The sequence below is a fragment of the Streptomyces ficellus genome (assembly GCF_009739905.1).
Lineage (GTDB): Bacteria > Actinomycetota > Actinomycetes > Streptomycetales > Streptomycetaceae > Streptomyces > Streptomyces ficellus_A.
Map to the genome: position 1 here is coordinate 7019242 of NZ_CP034279.1, position 16510 is coordinate 7035751.

The 16510-nt window shown below is 72.8% G+C and carries 17 protein-coding genes; 9 read left to right on the top strand and 8 right to left on the bottom strand.

From position 1 onward, the window contains the following. The first annotated feature begins 94 nt into the window (after positions 1–94). Positions 95–1006: a phenylalanine 4-monooxygenase gene (locus tag EIZ62_RS31565; protein ID WP_156696071.1), complete on the top strand. Its 912-nt coding sequence runs from the start codon at positions 95–97 to the stop codon at positions 1004–1006. Between the two features lie 17 nt (positions 1007–1023). Here EIZ62_RS31565 and EIZ62_RS31570 read toward each other — a convergent pair whose 3' ends face one another. Together EIZ62_RS31570 and EIZ62_RS31575 are read right to left on the bottom strand one after the other, a co-directional pair. Next, positions 1024–1878 carry a tat (twin-arginine translocation) pathway signal sequence gene (locus tag EIZ62_RS31570; protein WP_156696072.1) on the bottom strand — a complete coding sequence of 285 codons (855 nt, stop codon included), beginning with the start codon at positions 1876–1878 and terminating at the stop codon, positions 1024–1026. 205 nt (positions 1879–2083) lie between these two features. Beyond that, positions 2084–2644, bottom strand: coding sequence for a hemerythrin domain-containing protein (locus EIZ62_RS31575; RefSeq protein ID WP_156696073.1), 561 nt, complete (start codon positions 2642–2644; stop codon positions 2084–2086). A gap of 325 nt (positions 2645–2969) precedes the next feature. Between EIZ62_RS31575 and EIZ62_RS31580 the strand changes: the two genes are divergently transcribed. The 4 genes from EIZ62_RS31580 to EIZ62_RS31595 all read left to right on the top strand — a co-directional run bounded on the left by EIZ62_RS31580 (position 2970) and on the right by EIZ62_RS31595 (position 7168). Next, a complete protein-coding gene (locus EIZ62_RS31580; RefSeq protein WP_156696074.1) occupies positions 2970–3386 on the top strand; it encodes a CBS domain-containing protein in 417 nt (138 codons plus the stop codon). Between the two features lie 479 nt (positions 3387–3865). After that, positions 3866–5485, top strand: a complete 1620-nt coding sequence (locus EIZ62_RS31585; protein ID WP_156696075.1) for a PP2C family protein-serine/threonine phosphatase — start codon at positions 3866–3868, stop codon at positions 5483–5485. Beyond that, positions 5482–6765: a cobalamin B12-binding domain-containing protein gene (locus EIZ62_RS31590; protein ID WP_244376070.1), complete on the top strand. Its 1284-nt coding sequence runs from the start codon at positions 5482–5484 to the stop codon at positions 6763–6765. Before EIZ62_RS31585 ends, EIZ62_RS31590 begins: the two co-directional genes overlap by 4 nt. 22 nt (positions 6766–6787) lie before the next feature. Further along, positions 6788–7168 carry an STAS domain-containing protein gene (locus EIZ62_RS31595; RefSeq protein ID WP_167536453.1) on the top strand — a complete coding sequence of 127 codons (381 nt, stop codon included), beginning with the start codon at positions 6788–6790 and terminating at the stop codon, positions 7166–7168. A 58-nt stretch (positions 7169–7226) separates the two neighbouring features. Here EIZ62_RS31595 and puuE read toward each other — a convergent pair whose 3' ends face one another. Next, positions 7227–8135 (bottom strand): allantoinase PuuE, encoded by a 909-nt coding sequence (puuE, locus tag EIZ62_RS31600; RefSeq protein WP_156696077.1) that lies wholly within the window; start codon positions 8133–8135, stop codon positions 7227–7229. Positions 8136–8397: 262 nt separating this feature from the next. On the opposite strand from puuE, the gene EIZ62_RS31605 reads away from it, so the two are divergent. Then, positions 8398–9141: a class I SAM-dependent methyltransferase gene (locus tag EIZ62_RS31605; RefSeq protein WP_156696078.1), complete on the top strand. Its 744-nt coding sequence runs from the start codon at positions 8398–8400 to the stop codon at positions 9139–9141. Positions 9142–9286: 145 nt separating this feature from the next. Here the strand turns inward: EIZ62_RS31605 and EIZ62_RS31610 are convergent, their stop codons facing one another. After that, the gene (locus EIZ62_RS31610; RefSeq protein WP_156696079.1) at positions 9287–10192 is read right to left on the bottom strand and encodes an NAD-dependent protein deacetylase; all 906 of its coding nucleotides are present in this window, start codon (positions 10190–10192) and stop codon (positions 9287–9289) included. Positions 10193–10300: 108 nt separating this feature from the next. Between EIZ62_RS31610 and EIZ62_RS31615 the strand changes: the two genes are divergently transcribed. Beyond that, the gene (locus EIZ62_RS31615; protein ID WP_425281890.1) at positions 10301–10552 is read left to right on the top strand and encodes a DUF3253 domain-containing protein; all 252 of its coding nucleotides are present in this window, start codon (positions 10301–10303) and stop codon (positions 10550–10552) included. 58 nt (positions 10553–10610) lie between these two features. Here EIZ62_RS31615 and EIZ62_RS31620 read toward each other — a convergent pair whose 3' ends face one another. After that, positions 10611–10988 (bottom strand): HGxxPAAW family protein, encoded by a 378-nt coding sequence (locus tag EIZ62_RS31620; RefSeq protein WP_156696081.1) that lies wholly within the window; start codon positions 10986–10988, stop codon positions 10611–10613. A 94-nt stretch (positions 10989–11082) separates the two neighbouring features. Between EIZ62_RS31620 and EIZ62_RS31625 the strand changes: the two genes are divergently transcribed. After that, on the top strand, positions 11083–11571 hold the full coding sequence (locus tag EIZ62_RS31625; RefSeq protein ID WP_156696082.1) for a MarR family transcriptional regulator: 489 nt from the start codon (positions 11083–11085) through the stop codon (positions 11569–11571). Between the two features lie 246 nt (positions 11572–11817). Here the strand turns inward: EIZ62_RS31625 and EIZ62_RS31630 are convergent, their stop codons facing one another. Beyond that, positions 11818–12858, bottom strand: coding sequence for a vWA domain-containing protein (locus EIZ62_RS31630; protein WP_156696083.1), 1041 nt, complete (start codon positions 12856–12858; stop codon positions 11818–11820). A 173-nt stretch (positions 12859–13031) separates the two neighbouring features. Between EIZ62_RS31630 and EIZ62_RS31635 the strand changes: the two genes are divergently transcribed. Next, complete coding sequence (locus EIZ62_RS31635; RefSeq protein ID WP_156696707.1) at positions 13032–14372, top strand: geranylgeranyl reductase family protein; 1341 nt, start codon at positions 13032–13034, stop codon at positions 14370–14372. A gap of 17 nt (positions 14373–14389) precedes the next feature. On the opposite strand, the gene EIZ62_RS31640 is transcribed toward EIZ62_RS31635, so the two are convergent. Together EIZ62_RS31640 and EIZ62_RS31645 are read right to left on the bottom strand one after the other, a co-directional pair. Then, positions 14390–15115 (bottom strand): class I SAM-dependent methyltransferase, encoded by a 726-nt coding sequence (locus EIZ62_RS31640; protein ID WP_156696084.1) that lies wholly within the window; start codon positions 15113–15115, stop codon positions 14390–14392. Positions 15116–15313: 198 nt separating this feature from the next. Beyond that, a complete protein-coding gene (locus EIZ62_RS31645) occupies positions 15314–16405 on the bottom strand; it encodes a class I SAM-dependent methyltransferase (RefSeq protein WP_156696708.1) in 1092 nt (363 codons plus the stop codon). Positions 16406–16510 lie beyond the last annotated feature (105 nt).

Genomic DNA, 16510 nt, shown 5'->3' on the forward strand with positions numbered 1-16510 from the left:
CGCGTGCGCACCCTGGAGGAGGCGCGCTCACCGGTCCGGGTGAGCCCCGCCCCCGGAACGGAGTGCCCGGAGCCGCGCGGTTCAGGATCTGTTCATGATTGATTGGACGGGTCTGACCCCGCTGGACGCCCACGGAACCCTCATGGGCCGCGCCGAGGAACATCCCGGCTTCGCCGACCCTGACTACGTCCGCCGCAGGAACAGCATCGCCGGACTGGCGCAGGGGCACTGGGTCGGGGACCCCTCTCCTGCCGTGTCGTACACCGCGTCCGAGCACGCGACCTGGCGGACCGTGTACGCCGCCCTGCAGCACCCCCAGGAGAGGTTCGCCTGCCGGGAAGTCCTGCGCGCCCGCGCCCTCGCGCCCGTCCCTGCCGACGGCGTTCCGCAGCACGAGGAGGTCTCCGACCGCCTGGAGGCCCTGACCGGCTTCCGGTTCACCCTGGCGGGCGGCATCGTGCCGAACAAACGCTTCCTGGGCGCCATGGCCGACGGCTACTTCCACGCCGTGCAGTACGTGAGGCACCCGGCGATGCCCCTCTACACACCGGAGCCGGACGTCCTGCACGACGTGTTCGGCCACGGCATCCACCTCACCGACCCGCTCTTCGCCGACCTGTACCGCACGGTGGGCCGGGCCGCCGCCCGGGTGGAGACGGACGACGCCCTGGACCTGATCAGCCGCGTCTACTGGTTCACCCTCGAATACGGCGTCACCCTCGAACAAGGGCGCCCCCGAGCGTACGGGGCGGCCCTGTTGTCGTCCTACGGCGAGCTGGGGCGCTTCGCCCGGGCGGACCTGCGCCCCTTCGACCTCGCCGAACTGGCCCGGCTGCCCTACCAGGTCGCCGGCTACCAGCCCGTCCTCTTCACGGTCGGCTCCCTTGCGCATCTCTCCGACCTCCTCCACGGCTTCCTCGACGACTTCGACGAGACCACCCGCGACCGCTACCACCTGCCCGCCCTCTCCGAACGCGGCTTCATGGCCTGCCCACCCCGTGCGTGACGGCAGCCACCCGCCGTTCACCAGTCCCCGGCGAAGAACAGGGCGAGTGCCCGGGGCGAGTCGGCCGCGCTGGTGGTGTTCGCGACGGCTATGACGAGGGCGGCGGCCGCCAGGACCGCCGTGGCCGCCGCCCCGCACGTCCGCGCCCGCCGGGACCGTACGTCCCGTGACGCCCTGAGCCGCCTGAACAGCACGGCGGCGGCGCCGGCCGAAGCGACCGCCACCAGCGCGGCCATCACGGCCAGCACGGCGTGGTAGGCGGCGAAGTCACCGACCATGAAGGCGAGGGCGGGGGAGCGCTCACCGGCGGGGAGGGCGGCGAGCTGCTGCCGGACCTCGTCGAGCGTCGCGCCGAGTTCCCCGTGGCCACCGCCGCTCGTCAGAAAGGGAAGCAGCGAGGAGAACGGTGCCACCGCGCCCTGGAGATTGGCCACCAGAGCGACCAGCGCGAACAGCGCGAGCACCCCGGCGAGGACGAGCGCCCGGGGCAACGCGAGCGCGCCGGGAACACGCCCCGTCCGCCCGCGGTTCCGCCCGCCGGACAGCTGCCGGTATCGCCGCCCGAGCACGACGGCGAGCGCCACGGCCACCGCGAGGAGCAGCGCGGAGACGCCGGCCTTGACCAGGTGGAAGCGGAACCAGAAGGCGACCGCGGCATCCAGCCGGGCGGGCAGGTCCCGGCCGCCCGACGCCCAATGGGAGACGAACCCCTCGCGGAAGGCGTCGCCGACGTTCCCCGTGTCGATGGAACTCCGGGCCAGCGCGTTCGGCGCGAGGAAGAAGGCGACGAGGACGACTCCGGCCGCACAGGCCAGGAATCCGGCCTGCCGCCGTGGCGTGGCGGTGAGGAGGGACAGGGCACGACTGGTCATCAGGGCTCGGGCTCTCGGTTCGTGGGCGGCAGCTTCCTTCCGCAGGGCCCGACCGCCGGGCCCTCCGGACAAGAAAGCTACCGCGGGCACGACCGCCCGGTCTCTGGAGCAAACCTCCCTCTGCGGACGGGGGTTACCCCCCCGGACGGGGGTTGCCCCCCACCCACGAAGAAGCGAGTCGTGCCCGCGCCGCTGTGGGCCGGAGTCAGCCCTTCCCGCGACCGGTGAGCATGTCGCGCATCCGGTCGACCATTCCGGCGCCCGGGGCGAGGAGCTTGTTGGCGGGCGGCGTGTCGGGTGCGGCGGGGTGCGGACGGGTGGGGGCGGTCTTCTTCGCGCTACGGATCTTGTCTCCCAGCTCGTCGAGGGACTGCGGGGAGCAGGACTCGGCGAGCAGGGGGAACAGCCGGTTCTCCTCGTCGGCGACGTGCGTGGTCACCGCCGCCTTGAGGCGGTTGATGAGGGCGTCGAACCGGGCGTCGCCCGGGTGGCAGCCCTCGAGGTCCGTGAGCATGCGCTCGACCTCGCTGTGGTCCTCGATCTCCTTGTCCGCCAGGTCGTCACCGTCGTCCACGAACCGGCGCACCGCCGGATACAGGTACATCTCCTCGGCCACGGCGTGCCGGATCAGCTCCATGGTGAGCTCGTCGGCGAGCTCCCGCCGCTGCTCGTCGCCGGCGGGCAATGACTCGATCCTCGCGAAGAGCTCGTCGACCTCGCGGTGATCGGTGGTGAGTTCCTGGATGACATTCCCGCCGTGACCCATGATCCGTCACTCCTCTTCTCTGTCGTGGTCGGTCGGGACAGGCGGCTCGGCTCAGGTGCCTGTCGGGGCTATGGGTCCCCGCACGAGGCGGGCGCAGTGCCGCCCTTGCCGCACGTGTCACCCGAGCGGCCCATGAGGAGGACCCGCCGGGCCACCCCGGGCGGGCCGGCCGCACCGGCCGTGGTGCGGCAGGACCGACCGGACCCATCTGGGCACCGGCCCGTTAGCGCCTGAGCCGATCGGGAAGACGTGACGCGTCAGCGCCCCGCCCGGAGGACGAAGAGCCCCGGGCGGGACACGAGCGAAGCGTCGGAGAGGGAACACCATGACCACGGCACGACAGATCATGACTGAGGGCACCGAATGCATCGGTGCCGAGGAGTCGGTGCTGGAAGCCGCGAAGAAGATGAAGCAGCTCGGTGTCGGCGCGCTGCCCATCTGCGGTACGGACAACAAGCTCAAGGGCATGCTCACCGACCGGGACATCGTGGTGAAGGTGCTCGGTGCGGGGAAGGACCCGGCGAGCTGCAAGGCTGGGGAACTGGCCCAGGGCGAGGCCGTGACCATCGGCGCGGACGACGACGCGGACGAGATCCTGCGCACGATGACCGAGCACAAGGTGCGCCGGCTGCCGGTCATCGACGGCCACGACCTGGTCGGCATGGTCGCCCAGGCCGATGTCGCCCGCGCCCTGCCCGACCCGAAGGTCGGTGACCTCCTCCAGGCCCTCTCCACCGACTGACACGAATGGACAGCCCATAAGCCGACGCCCACGGGCCATGCTCATGGCCGACGCCTGCGGGCCGGCTCATACGGACAGACGCCTGCGTACCGACGCCTGCGAGGCCCCGGCCGCACCGGCCGGGGCCCAGGGCTGTCAGGAGCTCCCAGCGCCGGAGGGACTCGTCCTTGTAGACGCGCACCCAAGGTCCGCCTCGGCTCCATCCATGTCACCTGCGTCAACGGGCTCCAGGCCGGGGTGTGCGGGGCGACCCGCTCACGGCCGCCAGGCCGGACCGGCCATGTGTGAGACTTCGCACCACCCCGCCCCGGCGAGGGGCCCGGACGCCCGCGTTCCGGCCCTTTCCGCAGCCAGGACCGCTCGTCGGCGCCTTTGCGAGGGTGACCGTGGTTGCACGGCGCAACCCAAATGCGGGACGCTGCTCGGAACCGTCTTCTTCGCAGAGTGAGGTGAGGGTCCACGCGCAGGGGCCCCGTCAGATGACTTCTTCCCCGGCCAGGCCCCGAACCGGTGCCGTGAGCACGGTGAGCGCCGCCACCGCCCCCTGCCCGGTGGTGGTGATGGACGCCGACGGGCGTGTCGCGGAGCTCAACGACGCGGCACGCGACCTCCTGCCCGCCGCCCGCACCGGCCGGTCCCTGACCGCCCCCGCCTGGCTCGCGGCCACCCGCGACACACCCCACGCGGTACCCGTCAGCGGCGCCGTGGGAGACCGGTCCTTCTCGGCGCACCCCTCCGTCCTGGCCGGCGGCGGCACGGCGTGGTGGCTGGTGGAGGACACCGCCTACCGGGCGGCGCGCGAGGAACTGGAGGCGGAGCGCGAACGCACCCGGTTCCTCACCGACGCCTCCAGCGCCCTGCTGGCGTCGCTGAACCTGAACCGCTGCATGGAGGTCACCGCGCGCCTGGCGACCGAGCACCTGGCCGACGCCGCTGTGGTCGTCGCGCCCACCGCGGCCAGGAAGCTGCCGATCGTGGTCTGCGACCACCGCGGTGAGCTGACGAGGGACACCGTCGCCGAAGTGCCCGACTCCGTGCCGGCCCTCGCCGAGGCGCTGCGCGGCTTCCCGCCGGTGCCTTCACGGTGGATCGACCCCGCCTCGGCCCCGGACTGGCTGATCCCCCCAGGGTTCGGGGACATCGGATCACTGGCCGTCACACCCCTGCCCGGCCACGGCGTACCAGCCGGAGCGCTGATTTTGCTGCGCCGGGTCCCGCAGGCCGCGTTCACCGACGCGGAAGAGGCACTGGCCGGACTGTTCGCCGCCCGGGCCGGCGTCGCGATGTCCGCCGCACGCCTGTACGCCGAGCAGAACACCATCACCGACACCCTCATGCGTGAACTCCTGCCCCCCACCCTGGGGCACGTCGAGGGAGTGGAGTACGCCGGCGGATACCGGCCCAGCCAGGACACCGAACGCGTCGGCGGCGACTTCTACGACGTCCACCCGCCCACCGAGGACTTTCCCGAGACGCTCGCCGTCCTCGGCGACGTCGCCGGCAAGGGCCTGGAAGCCGCGGTGCTCACCGGCAAGATCCGCAACACCCTGCACGCCCTGCTGCCCCTGGCCGGCGACCACGCCAAGATGCTGCGCCTGCTCAACAACGCCATTCGCAGCAGCCACCACACTCGCTTCGCCACCCTCGTCCTGGCCTCCGTGCGCCGCGACGACCGCGACGTGACGGTACGGCTGACCTCCGCCGGGCACCCCGCGCCGCTCATCGTGCGCCGCGACGGAACCGTCGAGGAGGCCGACACAGGAGGCACTCTGATCGGCGTGCTTCCGAGCATCAGGTCCCGCAGCTCCGAGATCCGCCTCGGGCCCGGGGAGACGTGCCTGCTGTTCACCGACGGCGTCACCGAGGCCAAGGGCGGCCCGCTGGGCGACTCCCTCTTCGGCGAACAGCGCCTGAAACGCGCCGCGGCCGAGTGCGCCGGCATGCCCGCCGAGGCCGTCGTCGAACACATCCGGATGGTCACCTCCCAGTGGATCGGCGACGGGCGTCACGACGACATCGCCGTCATGGCCATCACCGCGCCCCGCGGCGCGCACCTCAGCGCCGTCGACGGAACGACCCGCGGTAGGTACACGGCATGACGACGGGTACGAACGGGACGACGACGCGCGCCGACGGCACCATGACGCGCGCCGATGACGGCGCGACCGCGCGCGCCGCCGACGACGTGACCGCGCGCGCCGACAACGCGACCACGCGTACAGACGACACGACCACGCGTACCAACGGCGCGACCGCGCGCGCCGCCGACGACGCGACCGCGCCCGCCAACGGCCCGCACGACGAGCCGGCCCGTCACCACGTCGGCGCACGCCCCGTGGCGCCGTACCGGGACGACAGGGCCGACGAGTACGTCGACAGGCACTGGGCCGCCGTCCTCGCGGGGGACGAGCACGCGGCGGCCGGCGTCGTCGGTGACGCCCTGGACGCCGGGCTGGAACCCGAGGCCGTGCTGCTGGACGTCATCGGAGTCGTCCAGCACAAGGTGGGTCTCGAGTGGGCCGCCAACCGCATGAGCGTGGCCGGCGAGCACGCCGCCACCGCCATCAACGACCGCGTCATCGCCACTCTGCCCGCCCGCCGCCCCACGGCCGACCGGGGCAGGGTCACCGTCGCCTGTGTGGACCAGGAGTGGCACGCCCTGCCCGCCCGACTGGTGGCCGAGACGCTCCGGCTGCGCGGCTGGGAGGTCGACTACCTCGGGGCGCAGGTGCCCACCGCCCACCTGATCGGCCACCTCCACCGCACCGCACCGGACGTGGTGTGCCTGTCCAGTTCCCTGCCCACCCGCCTGCCCCTCGCCCACACCTCGATCACCGCCTGCCAGGCCACCGGCACCCCGGTCATGGTCGGCGGTCTCGCCTTCGGCACCGACGGCCGTTACGCCCGCTTGCTGGGCGCCGACGCCTGGGCACCCGAGGCGCGCACCGCCGCCGACAGGCTCGCCGCCGGCCCCCTGCCCCCGCCCCGGCCGCCCCACCAGGCCGTCGACGACCTGCCCCACCTGGCCGACCAGGAATACACCATGGTCGCCAAGTCCTCGCCGCAACTGGTGCGCGACACCTTCCAGCGCCTGGAGCGGCGCTTCCCCGCCATGAGCGGCTACAGCGACGAGCAGCGCGAGCGCACCGCCGAGGACCTCGCCCACATCGTCGACTTCCTGACCGCCGCCCTGTACGCCGACGCCGACGAGATCTTCACAGACTTCCTCACCTGGACGGCCGACGTCCTCACCGTCCGAGGAGTGCCCGCCCGCTCCCTCCTGCCCGCCCTGGACCTGCTGCAGGAACAGTTGCGCGACTTCCCGCGCACCCGCCGCCTCCTCGACGCCGGGCGCGCCGCGCTCGACCCCCGCCACTGACCCCGAAACGCTGGACGAACCTGTGACCGCAACCCCGGACCCGGACCCCGCCGTGACCCCGCCGCCCGCCGGGCCGCACACCGTGCACCTGGCTCTCACCGGCGACCTGGACTACGACGCCTACGGCGAATTCCTCCAGCAGGCGCGCGCGGCCCTGGAGGGCCGGAGCGACGTCACGGACCTGCGCCTGGACTGCCGGGAGGCGGGGCTCGTCGACTCCATGGGGCTGTCGGCACTGCTGCAGATCCACCGTTCCGCCGAGGAGAACGGCATCCGCTTCCACCTGGACCACATCGGCCCGGCCTTGCGACGCCTGATGGAACTCACCGGTACGTACGAACACCTGACCGCCCTTCAGCAGCCCGGCCCCCGCCCGGGCCCCCACCCCGGATCCGGGACCTGAACCGCCGGACCCGGATCTGAGGAACCGGTTTTCGAGGACCAGGGTTTGAAGCAGCGGCTCAGCGCACCGGGGGGTGGGTGGCGAGCCAGTGCCGCGCGATCTGTTCACGTGTGGCGACCCACGCCCCGCCGCGCCGGGCGACGTGCCGCAGGAAACCGTCGAGCACACGGATGCGGCCGGGTCTGCCGATGATCCGGCAGTGCAGGCCGACGCTCATCATCCGCGGCCGGTCCGCGCCCTCGGCGTGCAGCGCGTCGAACGAGTCGACGAGGTAGGCGAGCATGTCTTCGGCGGTCGTGAAGCCGTGGACCAGCAGGAACTTGAAGTCGTTCGTGTCGAGGCCGTACGGCACCACGAGGTGTGGACGGCCGGCTGCCCGGACGTAGAACGGCAGGTCGTCGGAGTAGTCGTCGGAGTCGTAGAGGAAGCCGCCCTCCTCGGCGACCAGCCGCCGCGTGTGGGGGCTCGTCCGGCCCGTGTACCAGCCGACGGGCCGGCGCCCGACGAGCCGCTCGATCGTCCCGATCGAGCGCGCAACGTCGGCGCGTTCGCCGTCCTCCGGGACGTGGCGGTAGTCGATCCAGCGCCGGCCGTGGCTCGCCACTTCCCAGCCGGCGGCCGCCATGGCCCGCGCCGCCTCCGGGTTCCGCTCGAGCGCCTGCGCCACGGCGTACACGGTCAGCGGCGCGCCGTGCGCGGCGAGCGTGCGGTGGACGCGCCAGAACCCGGCGCGCGAGCCGTAGGCGAACATGGACTCGACGTTCAGGTCGCGACCGCCCACCACGGGCGGCGCGCCGACGATTTCGTGGAGGTAGCCCTCTGAGGCCGGATCGCCCTCCAGCACGTTCTGCTCGCCGCCCTCCTCGTAGTTGAGGACGAGGCTGACGGCGACGCGGGCGCCACCGGGCCAGGCGGCGTGCGGCGGCTCGGCGCCGTACCCGACGAGGTCGCGCTCATGCTCAGGCACGGGCCGCACTCTACCGCCGCGTCCCCTCCGCACAGCGTCTCCTCCGCACAGCGTCCCTCCCGTCCTCGCCTCCCGTCCTCGCCTCCTGCGCGGCGGGACCACGCGAGCGACGTCGGCGGTGCACCTTCTTTGTGTCATCTGCCAGTGCGAAGGCCGGCCGGTACGGAGCAGACTGTGCGTCACGGCCGCGACACGCGCCCTCTGGCGACCGAAGGGCTCGGGCGCGGTCGCTCACAGGACGAGGAAAACGAGGGGACGGCACGTGAGCGTGCAGCAGTACGACAAGATCGGCGAGGCCTTCGAGGGATTCAAGTCCTTGCCGCTGATGCTTCATGGGGAGGTGCCGAGCCTCCTCGGCATGGTCGGGGACGTGAGCGGAAAGTCGGTCCTCGATCTGGCTTGCGGCACCGGCTTCTACAGCAGGGAGTTCAAGCGGCGGGGCGCAGACGAGGTCTTCGGGGTCGACATCTCGGTCGAGATGATCGCCGCCGCGCGCGACCGCGAGCGGCGCGATCCGCTCGGTGTGCGCTACGAGGTCGGCGACGTGACCGAACTGCGGGCCCTGGACCGGCGCTTCGACATCGCGCTGGGCGTGCAGTGCCTCAACTACGCCGAGGACGTCGCGGCCATGGAGAGGATGTGCCGCAACATCCACCGGAACCTGCTGCCGGGTGGACGGTTCTTCGTGCTCGCCCAGAAGCCCGACTACCGGTTCGACAGCGCGACCCTGGAACGGTACGGGTTCCGCTGCGAGCCGACCGGTGAGGAGCTGGAGACCGGACCGCAGGTGCGCGTCACGGCCCTCCTCGATCCCCGGCCGGTCACCATCGTCACCTCGGCCCCGCGCCGGGAGGTCTACGAGAAGTGCCTGCGGGCGGCCGGCTTCAGCGAGGTGGAGTGGGTGCCCCTGGAGGTGTCCGAAGCCGGGATCCAGGAGTTCGGCGAGGACTTCTGGGCGGACCTCCTCGCGAACCCGCCCTTGGAGATGCTGCGCTGCCGTGCCTGAGTGCCTGGCCGGCGGGGTGCCTGGCCGGCGGGGCGTCCGGCTCCTGGCTGTCTGATCAGCTCTGACCGGCTGACCGGCTGACCGGCTGGTCGGCCGGAACCGGAGCGGCGGTGTGCGGCAGACGGCCGGTGCACGCATGACGGCGTCAGCCGGTCCGCGGCGTCCCGTCGTCGACGGGCACGCCGAGTCGCTCCGCCACCGTGGTGAGGGTCGCGCCCAGCGGGAGCGCGACCCGGGTCAGGGCGTGCTGGTCGCCCCGCGTCGGATCCCGGTTGACGATCAGCACCGGCTTCCCGGCCTCGGCCGCCTGCCGGACGAATCGCAGGCCCGACATCACCGTGAGCGAGGATCCCAGGACCAGCAGCGAGGACGCCTCGCGCACCAGACTCCGGCAGTGATCGATCCGGTGCGGTGGAACGGCCTCGCCGAAGAACACCACGTCCGGTTTGAGGATGCCGCCGCAGACGGCGCAGGGCACCACACGGAAGTCCCCGACCTGGTCGTCGGTGAGATCGGCGTCGCCGTCCGGATTGATTCCGGCGGCCACCGGCGCGAAGCCCGCGTTGGCCTCCTCCAGACGAAGGGCCAGCTCCCGGCGCGAACCGAACGTGCCGCAGGAGAGGCACACGACCCGGTCCAGACTCCCGTGGAGCTCGACGACGCTCGCGCTGCCCGCGGCCTGGTGCAACCCGTCGACGTTCTGTGTGATCACGCCGGCGAGCAGACCGTGCCGCTCGAACGCGGCCACGGCCCGGTGCCCTGCGTTCGGCCGGGCGCGGCCGAAGGTGCGCCAGCCGAGGTGGCTGCGCGCCCAGTACCGGCGCCGGGCCCGGGCGCCGCCCGTGAAGTCCTGGTAGGTCATGGGGGTGTGTCGGCTCAGGCTCCCGCCCTCGCCCCGGTAGTCGGGGATGCCGGACTCGGTGGAGAGGCCCGCCCCGCTCAGCACCAGCACACCACCGGCGCTCAGCGCGTCGGCAACCGGCCGCGGGTCCGTGGTGCCCGGCGGCCAGTCCTCGGCCGGGGTCCAGCTCAAGGTGGGGCGCATGCGCATGCAGCCAGGGTACGGAACCGTCCGCGCACGTCGCTGCCCGCACGCCGCGCCCCGCCCGTGGCCCGCGCGCGGGGCAATACTGGTGGGGTGACGGACAGCGAACAGCGGATGGACCGGCTCCTGGAGAGAGCCATTCTGGAGCTGCTGGAGCGCCGGGCCCCCACCGCGACGATCTGCCCCTCCGACGCCGCCCGGGCGGTGTACTCGGGGGAGGGGGACGGCTGGCGCGCGCTCATGGAGCCGGCCCGTCGCGCCGCGCGGCGGCTGGTGGCGGCCGGGGAGGTGGAGATCACCCAGGGCGGTCACCCGGTCGAGCCGGCGAAGGCCCGGGGCCCGATCCGTATCCGCCGCGCCCGTTGACGTACCGAGGGCGTGTGGACGTGCCGGGCGGCGGGCCGCGGCTCGCCCGTCCCACGGCTCATCGCGCGGCGACCACCTCCGGCGCCGTGGCCGGGTGGGGGAGCGCAGCCGGTTCGGGGGCGGCGGCCGCCATGGGGCGCCGGCCCGCCATACGGCAACCGAGACAGTCCGGGTGCCCATGCCTCACCGCACGGTCGCGGACCTTCCAGGACCACTCCTCACGCGGGCGCGGACCGCTCGGCTTGCCCCAGCCGAGCAGGTGCAGCGCCCAGGTCACAGCGGCGGCAGCGGCGACGATCCCGGCTCCGGCGAGCGCCAGGGGCGGCGACACGGTGATCACCGCGAGCCCCGTGACGCACAGGCCCAGCAGCCCCAGCGCCGTACCGGTCCAGCCGGCGACGGTGTGCCCCAGATCGACGTCTCCGTGTGCGCTCATGGCGGTACCTTCCCGTGGCTGGAGATAGGCTCCCCGCGTCGGTAGAGAACTTTATCTCGCGAACTAAGTTACTTAGAGAGTAAGGAAAAGTCCGGTGGACGGCAAGGTACGGCCCCCCGCCACGGCGGAACAGGCCCACGCCCAGATGGATCACCTGATCGCGCTCGGGATCATCGCCCAGCACGACGTCGCACAGAGGCTGGGGCTGAACGTCACCGACGTCACCTGCCTCGGTTTCATCCTGGAGGCGGAGAACCTGGGCGAACCGATCAGCGCCGGAGACCTGGCCCAGCGGGCGAAGCTGACGACCGGGGCGGTCACGGGCGTCATCAACCGTCTGGAGCGGGCGGGGTACGCCCACCGGCAGAGCGACCCGGGCGACCGTCGCCGCGTGCGCGTCGTCGCCGACGTATCCGCCGCCGCCCGTGTGTACGAGGTCTACGAGGGCAACTACCGCCGGATCGCGGAGCTGTTCGCCGACTACTCCGCGGAGGAGGTGGCGGTGTTGTCCGACTGGCTCACCCGCGCGACCGACATCATGCGCGCGTCGCTGGAAGAGGTCCGCAGCGGCGGAACGGGCTGACCCGGCGCACCCGGGGCGAGCCCTGCCCCTGCGCGAAGCCGGGCCCGGCGCGCGCTTCCGTCAGCCCGCCGGCCGGCCAGGCCGGTTCGCCGCCGTGCGCGCGCCGGCGCCGTACGCGCGCCGGGGCAGTGCGTCTGCCAGGGGTCGGCGGCCCGGGCCGCGCGGAGCCGGGACCGCCGGGAGATGCCTACGGGGCGGGCGGCGCCCACCGTGTGAGGAGGCCGCCCACGACGTGCTGTGGAGCCGTCAGTTCATCAGCAGCAGACGGGTGTTCGGCACGAGCTTGCGGTTCACACTCGTGCTCTGCACGAAGATGGTGTAGTCGTCGTTGTGGTCGGGCTTGATGCGCACCTCCACGTCCGGCAGGCCGAGCAGGGCCCGGGCCTCGGGTCCCGTGAAGACACGGTCGGTCGCCTTCTCCAGGACCGCGATCTGCTTCTGTGCCTGGATCTTCTCCAGCTTGCTGAGCTGGTAGAAGGCGCCGCCCGTGCGGTAGGTGTGGCCGGACTCGGTGACCCATTCGCGGATCGCGGCCGCCCGGGTCACCGGGATCAGGTGGTACTGCGACGGTTCCACGGGGGTGAGGCCGGCCGCGGCGACGGTGTCCTTGTTCACCGCTTCCGCGCCGGTGGAGAACACGGCCCGCGAGCCACGGATGCCCTGGGTGCGGCCGACCATGAACTTCTCGGTGGCCTGCTGGATGACCTGCCCGGCCTCTTCGAGGCCCTGTGTGCTGGTGGCGTCCCAGATGGCGATGTTCTCCTTCGGGAAGCCGTACTGCGTGGCTTCGCGCTTGCCCATCTGGTCCGGCACGAGAACGGCCAGCGTCCAGTTGTCCTTCTGTGTGTCGATCATCTCGGCCACGGCCGCGACCAGTTCACGCGGGCTGCGGCGGGAGGCGTCGGGGCAGCGGTGACTCGCGTTCTCCTGACCGTCCGTGAGTATGAACGTCAGGAAGCTGTGGTCACCGTACAGTTGCGCCGTCTGCGCCAGCTCCCGCTGCGACTTCAGCGCGGCCGCCAGCAGGGCCGTCATCCCGCCGGCCCGGTACAACTGCTTCAGGGACGGCATCCGCAGCACGTCCTTGTCGTAGATGACGCACTCCACCGTGTCCGCGAAGACGTACACCGTCACGCGGGTCTCCTGGTCCAGCTCCCTCGACCGGCGGGCCAGATAGGCGATCTGCTGGTCGGCGACCTCGACCACCTTGCGGCTCAGGTGCGACATGGACGAGCTGGCATCCAGCACCAGGGCAACGTGGTTGATGTAATTCTGGACAGCGGACATGACGGATTTCCCCCTCTTTCCGATTGGATGCTTCCAGCCTCTCACCCACCACTGACAATCGATCTTGGATCCGCTCAGGGGCGGACACCTCACCCGACCGCTGCGTCGGCGAGTACCCGGCCCGGCCGCACGGGCATAGTGGTCGGGTGAGCACACAGAGCGACGATGAAGGCATGGGCGCGGCCGACGGCCCGAGCAGCCCCGGGGACACCCACCAGGACGGAGGGGAGGCGCAGGTCCTGGTGGTCGGCGCCGGTCCCGCCGGGTCCGCCGCCGCGCTGCACCTGGCCCGGGCGGGCGTGGAGGTCGTGCTGCTGGAGAAGAGCGGCTTCCCCCGGGACAAGGTGTGCGGGGACGGGCTGACACCGCGCGGCGTGCACCAGCTGATCCGTATGGGTATCGACGTCAACGCCCCCGGGTGGACGCGCAATCGGGGGATGCGCTGGGTGTGCTCGGGCCGGCAGGTCGAGATCGACTGGCCCCGCCTGGGCAGCCACCCCGACTTCGGGCTCACCCGCAGCCGCCACGACTTCGACGACCTCCTCGCCGCTCACGCCGTCGGCGCCGGGGCGCGGCTGCACACCGGGGTGAGGGTGACGGCTCCGCTGACCGACCGGGCCGGCCGGATCACCGGTGTGACGGGTGTGGCAGGACCCGAGAAGCGGCCCGTCCGGTACCGGGCGCCCCTGGTGGTCGCCGCGGACGGCGCCTCCGCCCGTACCGCCGTCCTGATGGGACTGGAACGGGACCCCACCCGCACCGTCGCCACCGCCGCCCGGCGCTACTACCGGAGCGAGGCCCGCTCCCAGGACCCGTACCTCGAGCTGTGGGCCGACCTCCTGTGCAGCAGGACCGGCCGCGACCTGCCCGGCTACGGGTGGGTCTTCCCGCTCGGCGACGGCCGGATCAATGTCGGGCTCGGCGCCATGCCGCACCGCAGCCGTGGCGCGGTGGACCTGCGGGCGACCATGGACCAGTGGCTGACCCGCCTCCCGCAGGACTGGGGCGTGGGGGAGGAGACCGCGACCTGTCCCCTGCGCAGCGCCGCCCTGCCGATGGGGTTCAACCGGCACCCGCAGTACCACCGCGGCCTGCTCCTCGTCGGGGACAGCGCCGGCATGGTCAGCCCCTGGAGCGGCGAGGGGATCGGCCAGGCCCTGGAAGCCGCCGAAGCCGCCGCCGAAACCATCGCCCTGGCACTCGCACGGCCCTCCGGTACCGGACGGGAACACGCCCTGCGGCAGTACCCGGCCGAGATCAACCGGCGCTGGGGGCGCTACTACCGCCTGGGCAACCTCGCCGGCGACCTCATCCTGGGCCGGTACGGCTACCGCCCGATCCTCCACCCCCGGGTGATGGCGTCACCGCCCCTGCTGCGGACCCTCGCCCGCCTCCTCACCCATGTGGCCGACGAGCCGCCCCGCGACACCGTCGACGCCCTGCTCCACACCCTCCTGCGCGCCGTGCCACGCCCCCGCCCCCTCACCCGGCGCACCCCACCGACCCGGCCGTGACGTCCTGGGCGCGGGTCTCAGCGCACCCGGCGCGCGCGCAGCACCACGTCGTCGGTGTGGTGGGCACCGGCGCCGCCGTCGGGTGCCGGACGTGGCCGTTGCTCGTCCACCTCCACCACCCACGCGTCGTCGAGCAGGGCGACGACCGTCGAGGGCCACACGTAGTCGGCCGGGTCGAAGCCGCTCTCCCGGGCCTGTTCGGCGTCCACGTCCGCGTGATGCACCACCAGCAGTACTCCGCCGGGCGCGACGGCCGCGAGCAGCGCTCGCTCGGCCACGGCGTCGGAGGTGCGCAGCAAAGCGGGGTACTGCGCGGAAACCAGGTCGAAGGAGGCCGGCGTGAGCGCCGCGTCCGTCAGCGCGGCGTGCACCCAGCGCACGGCGACACCGGCGTCCCGCGCATGCCCCGCCGCCCGCTCCAGCGCCACGCCCGACACCTCGAGCGCGGTGACGTCCCAGCCTTCGCGCGCGAGCCAGACGGCGTCCGCGCCCTCACCGCACCCGACGTCGAGGGCGCGCCCAGGGGCCAGCCCCGCGACCTCGGCCACGAGTGCCCCGTTGGGTTGGCCGCTCCACAACTGCTGCCGGTCGGCGTAGCGCTTGTCCCACTCCTCCCGCACCGCCGGATCACCGGCGTATCCGTCGACTGTGGAGGGTGCGGAAGGGGTTGAGGGGGTGGAGGAGGCTGTTGGGGCGGAGGGGGCGTCTGACGCGGGCGCTTCCGCGAAGATGTCGTCGCTCATGCGCCCACCGTCGCCCAGCACGTCCCGGAGCACCACTCCTGTTGCCGGTTCGGCAACAGGCGCCGGGGCGACACGCGCCGGCGCCCGGGTCCCCGGTTGTCAGACCGCGAGCCAGGCGGCCTGGTCCGGGAGCAGGTGACCGTCGTCCGGCGGAGCGCGTGAGCCTCCTGACAACCCGTCAGGGAGCCCGTACGTTCGTCACCCGTACCCTGGCACGGTGTACGACGGCCGGTCCGCTCCGGGCGCCTCCCGGCGTGCGATCAGACGGTAGGCGTTGGCCAGCCCCAGCCGGCCGGTGAGTGGTCCGGCCACCACCCGGTCCAGGAGGGTGGCGGCCAGCAGCAGAGGAACTCCGGCCAGCAGAGTGGCGCTGCGCATCGCGCGGTGCGCCGCTCCGGGCGGTTCCGGGAGCCAGGGCAGGTCCTCGCGGGGTGCCAGGGCGTCCAGGGCGAGCCAGGCCGCCGCGACCAGGTCCACCGCGTCGTGCGCCTCGGCGTGCTCCTCCGCCAGGACCGTGAAACCCTTCTCGGCCAGCCGGCGGCTCATGTTGGCCACCGGGGCCATGTGCAGGTGCTGCGGCTGGAGCCAGGGGAGCCACCAGCGGCCCAGCATCCGGGCGTAGCGGCTCTCCGGGTCCGGCACGTCGATCACCAGCAGACCTCCTGGCCGCAGCACCGCGTACGCCGCGTCCAGCTCCTCCTGCGGGTCGGTCGCGTGCTCCAGGTAGTGGAACATGCTCACCACGTCGTACGACCCGGGCCGGCGCACCGCCAGGTCCGTGAACGTCCCGCGGTGCCCATGACGCACCCGCCCCGCCCGCTGGGCGAGTTGGGCGCCGTCGGAGCGGTCGAGGCCGTCGAAGACCACGCCGGGCAGTGTCCTGCCGGCGCTCGCGCAGAAGTGCCCGTGCCCCGTGCCCACGTCGAGCCACTCCGCCGGCCCGGTCGGGCCGGCCAGGTGGGGGCGTACCGACTCCGCCCGGCGCCGGTAGGACGCGGTACGACCGGCGAACACCCCGCCCAGGCGCTCCTCGCCCAGACCGTCGTAGAAGTCCCGGTAGTAGAAGGCGAGTCCGCGCTCGCTGAGCCGGGGGTTCTGGAAGACGTGTCCGCAGTCGTGGCAGCGGTCCAGCGCGAACTCACCCGGCTTGTGCTGCAGGAGGTCGGTGGTGCGCAGCCAGCCGCCGAGCCGCGCCGAGCCGCACCAGGGACACCGGTGCTGCCGGGCCTCGAAGAAGACACCGGTGCCGTCCGCGAGTTCCCGCTGGTACGCCGCGCGCAGCACGGCCATCCGCGCGGCACGCTCCCGGCGTCTCGCCCGCCCCGTCCGCCCCGCCGGCTCCGGTCGCCCCGTGGCGGGAGACTCCGCCGGGTCACCGGATCCGCCGAGGTTTGC

Excerpts from the sequence above, each read along its gene's own strand:
- EIZ62_RS31640 (WP_156696084.1), bottom strand. The coding sequence starts at position 15,115 with ATGAGCGACGACATCTTCGCGGAAGCGCCCGCGTCAGACGCCCCCTCC.
- EIZ62_RS31575 (WP_156696073.1), bottom strand. The coding sequence starts at position 2,644 with ATGGGTCACGGCGGGAATGTCATCCAGGAACTCACCACCGATCACCGC.
- EIZ62_RS31570 (WP_156696072.1), bottom strand. The coding sequence starts at position 1,878 with ATGACCAGTCGTGCCCTGTCCCTCCTCACCGCCACGCCACGGCGGCAG.
- EIZ62_RS31615 (WP_425281890.1), top strand. The coding sequence starts at position 10,301 with ATGGACCGGCTCCTGGAGAGAGCCATTCTGGAGCTGCTGGAGCGCCGG.
- EIZ62_RS31610 (WP_156696079.1), bottom strand. The coding sequence starts at position 10,192 with ATGCGCATGCGCCCCACCTTGAGCTGGACCCCGGCCGAGGACTGGCCG.
- EIZ62_RS31630 (WP_156696083.1), bottom strand. The coding sequence starts at position 12,858 with ATGTCCGCTGTCCAGAATTACATCAACCACGTTGCCCTGGTGCTGGAT.
- EIZ62_RS31580 (WP_156696074.1), top strand. The coding sequence starts at position 2,970 with ATGACCACGGCACGACAGATCATGACTGAGGGCACCGAATGCATCGGT.
- EIZ62_RS31565 (WP_156696071.1), top strand. The coding sequence starts at position 95 with ATGATTGATTGGACGGGTCTGACCCCGCTGGACGCCCACGGAACCCTC.
- EIZ62_RS31635 (WP_156696707.1), top strand. The coding sequence starts at position 13,032 with ATGGGCGCGGCCGACGGCCCGAGCAGCCCCGGGGACACCCACCAGGAC.
- EIZ62_RS31645 (WP_156696708.1), bottom strand. The coding sequence starts at position 16,405 with ATGGCCGTGCTGCGCGCGGCGTACCAGCGGGAACTCGCGGACGGCACC.
- EIZ62_RS31620 (WP_156696081.1), bottom strand. The coding sequence starts at position 10,988 with ATGAGCGCACACGGAGACGTCGATCTGGGGCACACCGTCGCCGGCTGG.
- EIZ62_RS31590 (WP_244376070.1), top strand. The coding sequence starts at position 5,482 with ATGACGACGGGTACGAACGGGACGACGACGCGCGCCGACGGCACCATG.
- EIZ62_RS31585 (WP_156696075.1), top strand. The coding sequence starts at position 3,866 with ATGACTTCTTCCCCGGCCAGGCCCCGAACCGGTGCCGTGAGCACGGTG.